The following is a 12,720-nucleotide window of genomic DNA, read 5'->3' on the forward strand; positions in this document are numbered from 1 at the left end:
ACACGACGCTGTCCGGACACCGCGGTGTCCACTCGGGAAGGGCTGGAATGGCGCGAGTTCTGCTGGATGTCACGATGTCGCTGGACGGCTTCATGGCCGGTCCCAACGTCAGCGTCGAACACCCGATGGGTGAGGGCGGTCTCCGCCTGCACGAGTGGCTCTTCAACACCTCGACCAGCGAGGTCGACGCCGGGATCGAGCGGGAGATGTCGGCCACCGGCGCGGTGGTGCTGGGCCGGCGCACGTTCGACGTCGGGATCAACGTCTGGAACGACACCCCGTTCCCGGTGCCCTGCTTCGTGCTGACCCACGACCCGCTCGCCGAACGGGTCGAGAAGAGCGGCACGTTCACCTTCGTCACCGACGTCCGGGACGCCCACGCCCGCGCCGTCGCCGCGGCCGGCGACCAGGACGTCCGGCTGATGGGGGCCGAGGTCGGCCAGCAGTTCCTGGCCGCCGGCCTGGTCGACGAGGTGCGCATCCAGCTCGCCCCCGTGCTGCTCGGCGCGGGCCGCCGGCTCTTCGAGAACCTGGGCACCGAGCACATCGAGCTGGAGCGGTTCCGCACCGTGGAGTCGCCGTACGTGACCCACCTGTGGTTCCGGGTCCGCCGGGACGCGCCCGCGCGTTCCTGACCCGCCGGTCACCTGCCCGGGCGCGGTCCCGGCACCCGGGCAGGACCGCAATCTGAACGAAGACAGCCACCGCCGCGCCACCGCATGCTGGGTCTCCGCCGTACGGACCATCCGACGAAGGCGAGGCCGGTGCCGTGACCGATTTCCCAGTACGTTGCGCGGTTCCCACCGGGCCGCCCCGGCGCGCGGCACAGCGGAGCGTCCGATGAGGCCGGCCGACCCGGCCCAGGTGGTCGCGATGTCGATGCTCGGTGCGGCGGTCGACGGTCCCGTCGTCCGCCGGCAGGTCGGGGCCCGGCTGTCCGCCGCGGACGGCACCGAGTGGCTCGACGCGGCCGGCGGCGGATTCGGCCCGGGCCACCCGGCGGTGACCGCGCGCATCGCCGCGCAACTGCGGCGGGTGGCGCTGTCCAGCCGGGTGTTCGTCAGCCGTCCGCTGGCCGAGGCGGTCACCGCGCTGGACGCCCTCGCGCCGGGGCCGCTCACCATGTCCTACCTCTGCAACAGCGGCGCGGAGGCGCTCGACGCGGCGCTGAAGCTCGCCAAGGGCAGCCACCCGGAGCGACGGCGGATGCTCGGCCTGCGCGGCGCGGACCACGGCAGCCTCAGCCACGGGCTCGCCCTCACCCTCGGGTCCGGCCTGTCGGCGGACGCGCCGTTGCAGCCGGTCGGCGTGCCGGCCGACCGGGCGGCGGAACTGGCCGACCTGGTCGACGACAGCGTCGCCGCCGTGGTGCTCGCGCCGGCCGCGCCGGGCCGGGCGCTGGCCGACCTGCCGCCGTCGTGGTGGCACCGCCTGCGGGCCGCCTGCGACGCGGCCGACGTGCTGCTGGTCGTCGACGAGCGGACCACCGGCCCGGCCCGGGTCGGTGCGGGCCTGGCCAGCGACCTGCTGCCCGTCCTGCCCGACGCGGTGGTCCTCGGCGAGACGATCGGCGCCGACGCGGTCCCGGTCGGCTGCATGATCACCACCGCGGCCCGGTACGACCGCGTCTACGGCCGCCGCAACCCCACCGTCCAGGGATCCACCTTCGGGGCGAACCCGCTCTCGGCCGCCGCGGTCACCGCCGTCCTCGCCGTGGTGCGGGACGAGGACCTGCCGGCACGGCAACGGGCGGTGGCCACCGAGGCCGTCCGGACCCTCGGCGGGCTGGCCGACCCGCACGGGCCCGTCCGGGCGGTCGGCGCCGACGGGTCACTGATCTGGCTGCGTACCGACTCGGCGGAGACCGCCGCCTCGCTCGCCCTCGGCCTGGCCCGGGAGCGGGTCCTGGTCCGCCGGCCCACCGGCCCGGTGCTCGCCGTGCTGCCCCCGCTGACCGCCGACCCGCCCGACGTGACAACCCTGCTGGACCGGGTGGCCGCCGCCGCCGGCCGGCTGACCCCGCAGGCGGTGACCCGGTGACCGCCGTCGAGAGCCGGGAGGGCGTGCTGGCCGCCCTCGGGCGACACTGGAACCCGACGGCCGCCGCCATGCTCGCCGGCTCCGGACGGCAGCTCGAGGGGCACGCCGAGGGCACCCGGGTCTGGTCCGAGGACGGCGCCGAGGCGCTCGACCTCGCCGGCAGCTTCGGTGTCTTCCTCGTCGGGCACGGCAACCCGCGGGTCCGCGCGGCCGTGCTCGACACCCTGTACGCGGCGCCCACCGTCCCGCCCGGTGCCGTCCACCCGGCCACCGCCGAACTCTGCGTGCTGCTGCGCGAGGTGCTGCCGGCCGGGCTGGAACACTTCGTCCTCGGCTGCTCCGGCGCGGACGTCACCGAGACGGCGCTGCGCGCGGTGCGGCTGGCCCGACCGGACCGGCCCCGGATCGTGGTGCTGGAGGGCGGCTACCACGGCAAGACCCTCGGCTCGATGCCGGTGCTGGGCCAGGCCCACCAGCGCCACCAGTTCGAGCCGCTCGGCGGTGACCTCGTCGTCCTGCCGTACGGCGACGCCCGGGCCGTCGAGGCGGCGCTCGCCGACCGCCGGGTCGCGGCGGTGATCGTCGAACCCGTCCTCGGCGGCGGCTACCTGACCGTGCCGCCGGCCGGCTATCTCGCCGCCGTGGCCCGGGCCTGCGCCGACACCGGCACGCTCCTGGTCGCCGACGAGATCCAGACCGGTTTCGGGCGCACCGGCCGGATGTTCGCCGTCGACCACGACGGGGTGTCGCCGGACATCATGCTGCTGTCCAAGTCGCTGACCGGGGGCGTCGTGCCGGTGGCGGTCTGCGCGCTGACCCGGCAGGTCGTCGAGGACGCCCGACGGCATCCCGGGCACCACGAGGCGCTGCTCACCGCCGACAGCTGCACCAGCGCGCTGGCCGTCGCCGCCGCCGCGGCCACCATCATCGAGGTCCGCGAACGGGACCTGCCGGCCCGGGCCGCCGTGCTCGGTGCCCGGCTCGGGCAGGGGCTGGCCGAGATCGTCCGACGCCACCCCCGGCACGTGCTCGACGCCCCCGCGATCGGCCTGATGACCGGCCTGCGGACCCGTAACCCGGCGGTCGAGCTGATGCTCACCATGGGACTGGCGGCGCGCGGCATCCACACCGGCTTCTCGCTGTCGGAGGAGATCCGCCGGCCGGTGCTGCGGCTCTACCCGCCGCTGACCTGCACCGAGGCGGAGATCGACCGGGTGCTGGCCGCGACCGAGGAGGTGCTCGCCGGCCTGGACCGCCGGTCCCGGCTGATGACGACGGTGACCAGTTGGCTGCTGCGCCGCCAGTACGGGCGGCAGGCGGCCCGGGTCCGCCGACTGATCGGCTGGTCGTTCCGCCTGCCCTGGTGACCCGGGGATCAGCCCGCCCTGGTGGCCTCGGATCAGCCCGCCTGGTCGGACAGGGTCGCGTGCATCTCCCAGGCGAGGATCTCCGCCGGTTCGGTGGCGGTGACCCGCTGACCACCGGTGGCGGTGAACCGCACGGCGTCGCCGGCGCCCAGTGGTCCGGTGCCCTCCAGGGTCACCGCTCCGCGCGGCACGAACAGGTGCAGGTAGGGCGCGTCGGGCAGCTGCACGCTCTGCCCCGGCTGGAGCCGGGCGGCGTGCAGCGCCGCGTACCGGTTCCGGATCCGGATGGCGGCGGCACCGGCGTGCCGGTCCATCCCGGAGGCGACCGGGACGAGCCGGCCGGAGAGCAGCTCGTCGTCGATTTCCAACTGCTCGTAGCCGGGCGTGATCCCGGACTCGTCGGGCACCACCCACATCTGCACGAAGTGCACCTCGTCGTGCGGCCGGTCGGGCTCCAGCCGGTACGCGTCGTTCTTCTCGCTGTGCAGGATGCCGGTCCCGGCGCTCATCCGCTGCGCCAGCCCGGGATAGATGACGCCGCTGTGGCCGGTGGAGTCCTGGTGCACGAGGGAACCGCGCAGCACCCAGGTGACGATCTCCATGTCCTGGTGCGGGTGGGTCTCGAAGCCGGTGCCCGGGCGGACGATGTCGTCGTTGTTGACCAGCAGCAGTCCGTGGTGGGTGTTGGCCGGGTCGTAGTGCCGGCCGAAGGAGAACGAGTGTTTGCTGTCCAGCCAGGCGATGCGGGTCTTGAAACGCTGGTCGGCACGCCGGACGTCGGTCCGTGGGGTGAGCAGGGTGGACATGGCGGGTCCTCTCCGTCGGGTCGGTCAGCGTTGGGCGCGGAACAGCCAGTGCTGCTGCTCGACGGCCCCGGTGACGGTGATGAGCAGGTCCTGCGAGACCGGGTCGCTCGTCGCGGTGTCGGTGACGGCCTGGCGCAGCGTACGGACAAGGGCGAACAGCGCGTCGGTCACGATCTCGACCGCGCTGCCCTCCTCGACGTCGCCGTGCTCCAGGGTGGGCAGGGTGGACTGCGCGGCGACCGTCGCGGCCCGGCCGTCCGGGTTGAACCCGACCGCGACCGCCCGTTCGGCGACCTCGTCGGCGTACCGGCGGGCGAGGTCGGCGAGGTCGTCGAGCTGCCCGTGCAGGCTGCGGAAGTGCGGGCCGGTCAGGTTCCAGTGCGCCTGCTTGGCCAGCATGCCCAGGTTCAGCAGGTCGGCCAGCGCCTGTTGCAGCGCCTCACCGGTGACCTTCCGGTCCGTCGAGTCCAGAATGCCGTCGACGACTGCCATGGGGTTTCTCCTGTCGGAAGGGGGCGGGCCGGCCCGGCGTCGCCGCCGGGCCGGTCACCGCCGGTCGGTCGGTCAGGCGGAGGTGGCTCGGATCGCCTCGCGGATCACCGCGACGACGTCCGTCGGGCGCGACAGCATCATCAGGTGGGACGAGTCGAGTTCGACCGTGGTCATCCCGGCCCGCTGGTAGCCGAAGCGCTCCACGTCGGGGTTGATGGTGTGGTCGGCGGCGGCCACCACGCCCCAGGACGGCCGGGTCTTCCAGGCCGCCACCGGCGCCGGCTCGCGGAACGCGGCCGCGGCCAGCGGCCGCTGGGAGACCGCCAGCACGGCGGCGAGGTCCGGGTCGACGTCGTGGGCGAAGATCGCCGGGAACCGCAGGGCGTCGACGGAGACGTCGGTGCCCTCCCCGCCGTCTCCCGTCGGGTAGGGCGTCTGGACCAGCGCCGAGGCCAGGTCGGAGTCGGGGAAGCGGCCCTGCAGCTCGCCGAGGCTCTCCCCCTCCGCCAGGGCGTAGCCGGCCAGGTAGACCAGGCCGACCACGTTCTGCTCGGCCCCGGCGACGGTGATGACCGCGCCGCCGTAGGAGTGCCCGACGAGCAGCACCGGGCCGGGGATCTGCCGGACGACGGACGCGACGTACGCGGCGTCACCGGTCAGGCTGCGGTTGGGTACCGCCGGCACGACGACCTCGACGCCCCCGGCGAGCAGCTCCGCGGTCACCGCCGCATAGCTGGACGCGTCGGCGAACGCGCCGTGCACCAGCACCACCGTCGGCGCGGACGGGCGGCTCATGCGGCGATGAAGTCGAGCAGATAGCGGTTGACCAGCTCCGGGTGCGTCCAGGCGATGTTGTGCGGGCCGTCCGGGACCACCTCGAAGCGCAGGTCGGCGATCAGCCCCGGCAGCCGGGCGGCGGTGGCCTCGAGCGGCAGGATCCGGTCGGCGTCGCCGTGGACCAGCAGCGTCGGCACGTCGATCTTCGCCAGGTCGTCGCGGAAGTCGGTCAGCCAGGTGTCGACGCAGGCGTACGCGGCGTACGTGGAGGCGCCGAGCGCGGTGACGAAGCTGTTCTGCCACGCCTCGTCGCTGATCCGGGTGCCGCCCAGCACGTCGACGTTGTAGAAGTTGTCGAGGAAGCTCTTGAAGTACGCCGGCCGGTCGGCGACCACGGCGGCCTTGATGTCCTCGAACACCTGCCGGTCGACCCCCTCGGGGTTGTCGTCGGTCTTCAGCAGGAACGGCGGGATGGCGCCCAGCAGCGCCGCCTTGCGGACCCGGTCCGAGCCGTAGGTGCCGAGGTAGCGGGTCACCTCGCCGGTGCCCATGGAGAAGCCGACCAGGATGATGTCGCGCAGGTCGAGGTGCTCCAGCAGGGTGTTCAGGTCGGCGGTGAAGGTGTCGTAGTCGTAGCCGACCGTCGGCTGGCTGGACCGGCCGAAGCCGCGCCGGTCGTACGTGACGACCCGGTGGCCGGCCGCGAGCAGCTCCCGGGACTGCTTCTCCCAGGACGCCCCGTTGAGCGGGTAGCCGTGGATCAGCACGACCGGCTGGCCGGTCCCGTGGTCCTCGTAGTAGATCTCGATGTCGCCGCTGTTCTCTTCGCCGACCTTGACGTAGGGCATGGCGCACTCCTGGTGATGAGAGGGGATCGGGTCGCCGGAAGTCCCGCAGGCCCCGCGCCTGCCGGCCTTGGCGAATCGCTCACCCAGAGTCAACCGGGCCGCGTCCGGAGGCACCACGAAGAAGACACGCAGAAGTGGCGCGGAAACCGGCCGCGTCCGCCCGTTTGCGCACCTCAGGGGGTGTCTGTGCGGTGCGGTGCTGGGCAACCGGGGTGCCGCGTGGCACGATCGCGCAGGTGACCAGCAGACCCGACCCGGCGCAGCAGCTGCGGGACCTCGCCCGGTTGCGCCGCGTCCGCGACCGCATCGACCGGGAGTACGCGCAGCCGCTGGACGTCGAGGCGCTGGCCCGGGGCGCGCACATGTCGGCCGGGCACCTCAGCCGCGAGTTCCGGCGCGCGTACGGCGAGTCGCCGTACTCCTATCTGATGACCCGGCGGATCGAGCGGGCGATGACGCTGCTGCGGCGCGGTGACCTCAGCGTCACCGAGATCTGCTTCGCGGTCGGCTGCTCGTCGCTGGGCACCTTCAGCACCCGCTTCTCGGAGCTGGTCGGGGTGTCGCCCAGCGTCTACCGGCAGGAGGGGGCGCGGGTGACCGCGGGGATGCCGCCGTGCCTGGCGAAACAGGTGACCCGACCGGTCAGGAATCGAGAAGCGCAGCTCGTGCCGGCGCACCTAGCCTGATCGACATGGACATCACCATCAACACCACCTTCCTCCCGCACGACGACCCGGACGCCTCGCTGGCCTTCTACCGCGACGTGCTGGGCTTCGAGGTCCGCAACGACGTCGGGCAGGGCAAGATGCGCTGGATCACGGTCGGCCCGGTCGGCCGGCCCGACACCTCCATCCTGCTGGCGCCGCCGGCCGTCGACCCCGGGGTCACCGACGACGAGCGGCGCACCATCACCGAGATGATGGCCAAGGGCACCTACGGCTGGATCCTGCTGGCCACCCCGGACCTCGACGGCACCTTCGAGAAGCTCCAGGCCAGCGACGCCGAGGTGGTCCAGGAGCCGATCGAGCAGGCGTACGGCATGCGCGACTGCGCGTTCCGCGACCCCGCCGGCAACCTGATCCGCATCCGGGAAACGCGCTGAGCCGTCCGGCCACCGCGTCCCCGACCCGCCCGAGCGATGGAGAGACGATGACCACGGCCACCGGGACGGACCCGGGCTCGCCGGCGCCGCACGCCGCCGACCGCCACGACCTGATCCGGGTGGTCGGCGCCCGGGTCAACAACCTGAGGGACGTGAGCGTCGAGATCCCGAAACGCCGGCTGACGGTGTTCACCGGGGTCTCCGGCTCGGGCAAGAGCTCACTGGTGTTCGGCACGATCGCCGCGGAGTCGCAGCGGATGATCAACGAGACCTACAGCACGTTCGTGCAGGGCTTCATGCCGACGCTGGCCCGGCCCGACGTCGACGTCCTCGACGGGTTGACCACCGCGATCATCGTCGACCAGCAGCGGCTCGGCACCGATCCCCGCTCCACGGTCGGCACCGCCACCGACGCGCACGCGATGCTGCGCATCCTCTTCAGCCGGCTCGGCCGGCCGCACATCGGCTCGCCCCAGGCGTTCTCCTTCAACGTGGCCTCGATCAGCGGAGCGGGCGCGGTCACCGTGGAACGCGCCGGTCGGACCACGAAGGAGCGGCGCAGCTTCAGCATCACCGGCGGGATGTGCCCCCGCTGCGAAGGGCGCGGCGCGGTCACCGACTTCGACCTGTCCGCGCTCTACGACGACAGCAAATCGCTCAACGAGGGTGCGCTGACCGTGCCCGGCTTCACCATGGACGGCTGGTACGGCCGCATTTTCGGCGGCTGCGGCTTCTTCGACATGGACAAGCCGATCGGTAGGTACACCAAGCGGGAGCTGCACGACCTGCTCCACCGGGAGCCCACGAAGATCAAGGTCGAGGGCATCAACCTGACGTACGAGGGGCTGCTCCCGAAGATCCGCAAGTCCATGCTCGCCAAGGACCCGGAGGCGATGCAGCCGCACATCCGCGCCTTCGTGGAGCGGGCGGTCACCTTCACCACCTGCCCGGAGTGTGCCGGCACCCGGCTCACCGCGGCGGCCCGGTCGTCGAAGATCAGGGGCATCAGCATCGCCGACGCCTGCGCGATGCAGATCAGCGACCTCGCCGTCTGGGTACGGCAGCTGGACGAGCCGTCCGTGGCGCCGCTGCTGGCGTCGCTGGGGCGCACCCTCGACTCGTTCGTGGCGATCGGGCTGGGCTATCTCAGCCTCGACCGCCCCTCGGGCACCCTGTCCGGTGGCGAGGCGCAGCGCACGAAGATGATCCGGCACCTCGGTTCCGCGCTGACCGACGTCACCTACGTCTTCGACGAGCCGACGGTCGGGCTGCACCCGCACGACATCGCCCGGATGAACGACCTGCTGCGGCAGCTGCGCGACAAGGGCAACACCGTGCTGGTCGTGGAGCACAAGCCCGAGGTGATCGCGATCGCCGAGCACGTCGTCGACCTGGGTCCCGGTGCCGGCAGCGGCGGCGGCGAGGTGGTTTTCGAGGGCACCGTCGAGGGGCTGCGGTCCAGTGGCACGGTCACCGGGCGGCACCTGGACGACCGGGCCGCCCTGAAGCCGTCGGTGCGTACGCCCACCGGGGTGCTGCCGGTGCGCGGCGCCGGCACCCACAACCTGCGCGACGTCGACGTCGACATCCCGCTCGGCGTGCTGGTGGTGGTGACCGGGGTGGCCGGCTCGGGCAAGAGTTCCCTGATCCACGGCTCGGTGTCGGGCCGGGACGGGGTGGTGGCGGTGGACCAGGCGGGCATCAGGGGCTCCCGGCGCAGCAACCCCGCGACCTGGACCGGACTGCTCGACCCGATCCGCAAGGCGTTCGCGAAGGCCAACGGCGTGAAGCCGGCGCTGTTCAGCGCCAACTCCGAGGGCGCCTGCCCGGCCTGCACCGGTGCCGGGGTCGTCTACACCGACCTGGCGATGATGGCCGGCGTGGCCACCGTCTGCGAGGAGTGCGAGGGCAGGCGGTTCCAGGCCGAGGTGCTGAAACACACCTTCGGCGGCCGGAACATCAGCGAGGTGCTCGCCATGTCGGTCGACGAGGCCGGCGAGTTCTTCGCCGCCGGCGCCGCGAAGACACCCGCGGCGCACCGGATCCTGTCCCACCTGGCCGATGTCGGGCTCGGCTACCTCCGTCTCGGCCAGCCGCTCACCACGCTCTCCGGCGGCGAGCGGCAGCGGCTCAAGCTCGCCACCCATCTGGGCGAGCCGGGCGGCGTCTACGTCCTCGACGAGCCGACCAGCGGCCTGCACCTCGCCGACGTCGAGCAGCTGCTCGGCCTGCTCGACCGGCTCGTCGACGCCGGCAAGTCGGTCATCGTGATCGAGCACCACCAGGCGGTCATGGCACACGCCGACTGGATCATCGACCTGGGCCCGGGCGCCGGCCACGACGGTGGCCGGATCGTCTTCGAGGGCACCCCGGCGGAGCTGGTCGCCGCCCGCGCCACGATCACCGGCGAGCACCTCGCCGCGTACGTGGAGGGCTGACCGGGGCGGGGCAGCGCACCAGGTGGGACGCCGGTCACGAACCGGTCGACCGGCCGGCGGCGCGTGGAAGAATCCCCCGGAGAACCACCCCCGGGAGATCCAGATGCCGGACGACGAGGCCTTCGGGCCGTTGCTGCGAACGTTGCGCCAGAGCGCCGACCTGACCCTGGAACAGCTCGCGGAACGCTCCGGCGTCAGCGACCGGGCGATCAGTGACATGGAACGCGGGGTGAGCCACGGTCCGCAGACCCGTACGGTCGCGGCGATCGCCGACGCCCTGCGGCTCGACCCGGAGCGCCGCACGGCGTTGACCTCAGCCGCCCGCGCCGGCCGCCGGCGCACCGCGCACGGCCGGCAGCCGACCCCCGGCCGTACGCCGACGCAGCCGGATCCGGCGCCCGTCAGTCCCCTGCCGGCCCAGCTCCCGGCGGACCTCGCGGTCTTCGCCGGCCGCCGGGACGAGGTGGCGGAGCTGGTCGACGGGCTGACGTCGGCCGGGACGACCGGCGCACCACTGGTCAGCGTGGTCACCGGCATGGCCGGCATCGGTAAGACCACGCTGGCCGTGCACTGCGCGCACCGGCTCGCCCCGCGCTACCCGGACGGCCAGCTCTACGTCGACCTGCGCGGCTTCGACCCGGCCGGGCCCGCCCCCACCGAGGAGGCGCTGCGCGGGTTCCTGACCGCCCTCGGGGTGCCGTCGCGCCAGGTGCCCGCCGAGGTGGACGCGCAGGCCGCCCTCTACCGCAGCCTGCTCGCCGGGCGGCGGACGCTGATCCTGCTGGACAACGCCCGCGACACCGGGCAGGTCCGGTCGTTGCTGCCCGGCGCGGCCGGCAGCCTGGTCATCGTCACCAGTCGCAGCCAGCTGCCCGGTCTGGTCGCCACGCACGGCGCCCACCCGGTCCCGCTGGGGCTGCCGGACCGGGACGACGCCCGGGAGGTGCTGACCCGCCGGATCGGCCGGGCCCGGATCGCCGCCGAACCGGACGCCGTCGACGAGATCGTCGAGCGGTGCGCCCGACTGCCGCTGGCGCTGGCCATCGTCGCCGCCCGGGCCGCCACCCACCGGCAGTTCCCGCTCGCCTCGATCGCCGACGAGCTGCGCCGGGCCGCCGGTGGTCTCGGGTCGTTCACCGGTCCCGAGGCGAGCGCCGACGCGCGGACGGTCTTCTCCTGGTCGTACGCCGCGCTCGGCCCCGCCGCGGCGCGGCTGTTCCGCCTGCTGGCGCTGCATCCGAGTGCACCGGCCGCCGTCGAGGCGGTCGCCAGCCTGGCCGGCACGCCGGTCGACCGGGTCCGGCCGCTGCTGGCCGAACTCACCGGGGCGCACCTGGTCACCGAGCCGCTGCCCGGCCGGTACGCCTTCCACGACCTGCTGCGCGCCTACGCCGCCGAGTTGTGCGCGGACGGGTCGGCCGAGGAACGCGAGGCGGCGCTGCGCCGGCTGTACGACCACTACCTGCACTCGGCGTACGCGGCGGACCGGCAGATCAGCCCCACCCGGCCGGCCATCGTGCTGCTCTCGGAGCCGGAACCCGCGGTGACGGTCGTCCGGCCCGGGGACGAGGGCACCGCCGCCGACTGGTTCAGCGGACACCGCCCGGCGCTGCTCGCCACCGTCGAGGCCGCGTACGCCGACGGCTGCGACGACGCCGCCTGGCGGCTGGCCTGGACGCTGGAGCAGTACCTGGAGCGGTGGGGGCACTGGGCCGACTGGACGGCGGCGCTGCACACCGCGCTGCGGGCCGCGCGCCGGCTCGACGACACCTACGCTCTCGCCCAGGTCCACCGCGGGCTGGGTCTGGCCGCCCTGGTCACCGACGTCGAGGATCCGCTGCCGCACTTCACCGCGGCGCTCGCGCTCTTCGCGCGGCTCGGCGACGTCGAGGGGCAGGCGGCCGGCCAGCGCGGCCTGGCGACCACCCACCAGTGGCAGGGCCGCGCCGAACTGGCGCTGCACCACGCAGGGCTGGCACTGGAGCTCTATCGGGCGGCGGGGAACCGCAACGGGCAGGGCCTGACCCTGAACCTGGTCGCCGTCAACCACCTGGAGCGCAACCGGGCCGAGGCGGCGCTGCCAATCGTCGAGGAGGCGATCACGCTGCTGGACGGGGTGGGCAACCGGCGGGGGGAGGCGGCCGTCCGGGACACCCTCGGCTCGGTCCAGCACGCCCTCGGCCGGCACCGGGCGGCGATCACCGCGTACCGGTGCGCGGCCGACCTGCGGGCGCAGGTGGGTGACCGCTACCAGCAGGCGCGCACCCTGGTACGCCTCGGTGACGTGCAGGTCGACACCGGCGACCGGGACGGGGCGCGGGAGACCTGGCGGACCGCGTACGGACTGCTGACCGAGATGGCCCATCCGGACGCCGAGGGCGTGCACGCCCTGCTGGCGACGGTCGCCTGACGCACCGATGGGCCCGCCTCCCGGGCGGGAGGTGGGCCCATCGGGGTGCGGCTCAGTGGCGGCGGCGGCCGTAGGCGCCGGCGGCGATGAAGACGCCGATCGCGGCGAAGACGACCTGGAGCAGCAGCTCGATCCAGTCGATGCCGCTGGTGTCGTCGACGCCGAGGGCGCCGGCGACGAGGGTGCCGAGGATCGCGGCGACCACACCGATCAGCAGGGTGAGCCAGATCGGGATGTTCTGCTTGCCGGGCACCACCAGCCGGCCGAGGGCGCCGATGATCAGTCCGATGATGATGGCGGTGAAGAAGCCCGTTACCTCCACGGGAGCCGTCCCTTCCTAGAAGTCTCGTCGTCAGCGACGTCTCCGTGCCCCGCGCGGCGGGCCGCCCAAACCGGCGACCGGGGCGTGGGCCTGTTTTGTCACACGACTGTCATGGGCC

Annotated in this window: 12 protein-coding genes; 7 read left to right on the forward strand and 5 right to left on the reverse strand. The window is 73.6% G+C overall.

The annotated features are described in order from the left end of the window. The first annotated feature begins 47 nt into the window (after positions 1 to 47). The 3 genes from MRQ36_RS01180 (at position 48) to MRQ36_RS01190 (ending at position 3,407) form a co-directional block, all read left to right on the forward strand. On the forward strand, positions 48 to 635 hold the full coding sequence (locus tag MRQ36_RS01180) for a dihydrofolate reductase family protein (protein WP_242791659.1): 588 nt from the start codon (positions 48 to 50) through the stop codon (positions 633 to 635). Positions 636 to 840: 205 nt separating this feature from the next. Next, complete coding sequence (locus MRQ36_RS01185) at positions 841 to 2,040, forward strand: aminotransferase class III-fold pyridoxal phosphate-dependent enzyme (protein WP_242791661.1); 1,200 nt, start codon at positions 841 to 843, stop codon at positions 2,038 to 2,040. After that, on the forward strand, positions 2,037 to 3,407 hold the full coding sequence (locus MRQ36_RS01190) for an aspartate aminotransferase family protein (protein WP_242791664.1): 1,371 nt from the start codon (positions 2,037 to 2,039) through the stop codon (positions 3,405 to 3,407). Before MRQ36_RS01185 ends, MRQ36_RS01190 begins: the two co-directional genes overlap by 4 nt. 32 nt (positions 3,408 to 3,439) lie before the next feature. On the opposite strand, the gene MRQ36_RS01195 is transcribed toward MRQ36_RS01190, so the two are convergent. The 4 genes from MRQ36_RS01195 to MRQ36_RS01210 form a co-directional block, all read right to left on the reverse strand. Further along, positions 3,440 to 4,213: a pirin-like bicupin family protein gene (locus tag MRQ36_RS01195; protein ID WP_242791666.1), complete on the reverse strand. Its 774-nt coding sequence runs from the start codon at positions 4,211 to 4,213 to the stop codon at positions 3,440 to 3,442. Between the two features lie 24 nt (positions 4,214 to 4,237). After that, positions 4,238 to 4,705 carry a Dps family protein gene (locus MRQ36_RS01200; protein WP_242791668.1) on the reverse strand — a complete coding sequence of 156 codons (468 nt, stop codon included), beginning with the start codon at positions 4,703 to 4,705 and terminating at the stop codon, positions 4,238 to 4,240. Between the two features lie 72 nt (positions 4,706 to 4,777). Beyond that, a complete protein-coding gene (locus tag MRQ36_RS01205) occupies positions 4,778 to 5,500 on the reverse strand; it encodes an alpha/beta fold hydrolase (protein ID WP_242791670.1) in 723 nt (240 codons plus the stop codon). Continuing rightward, the gene (locus MRQ36_RS01210) at positions 5,497 to 6,330 is read right to left on the reverse strand and encodes an alpha/beta fold hydrolase (RefSeq protein ID WP_242791679.1); all 834 of its coding nucleotides are present in this window, start codon (positions 6,328 to 6,330) and stop codon (positions 5,497 to 5,499) included. The genes MRQ36_RS01205 and MRQ36_RS01210 overlap by 4 nt, the downstream gene beginning before the upstream one ends. A gap of 236 nt (positions 6,331 to 6,566) precedes the next feature. Here MRQ36_RS01210 and MRQ36_RS01215 point away from each other — a divergent pair, with 236 nt between their 5' ends. The 4 genes from MRQ36_RS01215 (at position 6,567) to MRQ36_RS01230 (ending at position 12,280) form a co-directional block, all read left to right on the forward strand. Further along, positions 6,567 to 7,016 carry a helix-turn-helix transcriptional regulator gene (locus MRQ36_RS01215; RefSeq protein WP_242791681.1) on the forward strand — a complete coding sequence of 150 codons (450 nt, stop codon included), beginning with the start codon at positions 6,567 to 6,569 and terminating at the stop codon, positions 7,014 to 7,016. Positions 7,017 to 7,021: 5 nt separating this feature from the next. Further along, positions 7,022 to 7,432 carry a VOC family protein gene (locus tag MRQ36_RS01220; protein ID WP_242791682.1) on the forward strand — a complete coding sequence of 137 codons (411 nt, stop codon included), beginning with the start codon at positions 7,022 to 7,024 and terminating at the stop codon, positions 7,430 to 7,432. Positions 7,433 to 7,479: 47 nt separating this feature from the next. After that, positions 7,480 to 9,870: an excinuclease ABC subunit UvrA gene (locus MRQ36_RS01225; protein WP_242791695.1), complete on the forward strand. Its 2,391-nt coding sequence runs from the start codon at positions 7,480 to 7,482 to the stop codon at positions 9,868 to 9,870. A 103-nt stretch (positions 9,871 to 9,973) separates the two neighbouring features. After that, complete coding sequence (locus MRQ36_RS01230; protein ID WP_242791697.1) at positions 9,974 to 12,280, forward strand: helix-turn-helix domain-containing protein; 2,307 nt, start codon at positions 9,974 to 9,976, stop codon at positions 12,278 to 12,280. Between the two features lie 52 nt (positions 12,281 to 12,332). On the opposite strand, the gene MRQ36_RS01235 is transcribed toward MRQ36_RS01230, so the two are convergent. Further along, positions 12,333 to 12,602, reverse strand: coding sequence for a GlsB/YeaQ/YmgE family stress response membrane protein (locus MRQ36_RS01235; protein WP_242791700.1), 270 nt, complete (start codon positions 12,600 to 12,602; stop codon positions 12,333 to 12,335). Positions 12,603 to 12,720 lie beyond the last annotated feature (118 nt).

The organism is Micromonospora sp. R77 (assembly GCF_022747945.1).
Classification (GTDB): Bacteria; Actinomycetota; Actinomycetes; order Mycobacteriales; family Micromonosporaceae; genus Micromonospora.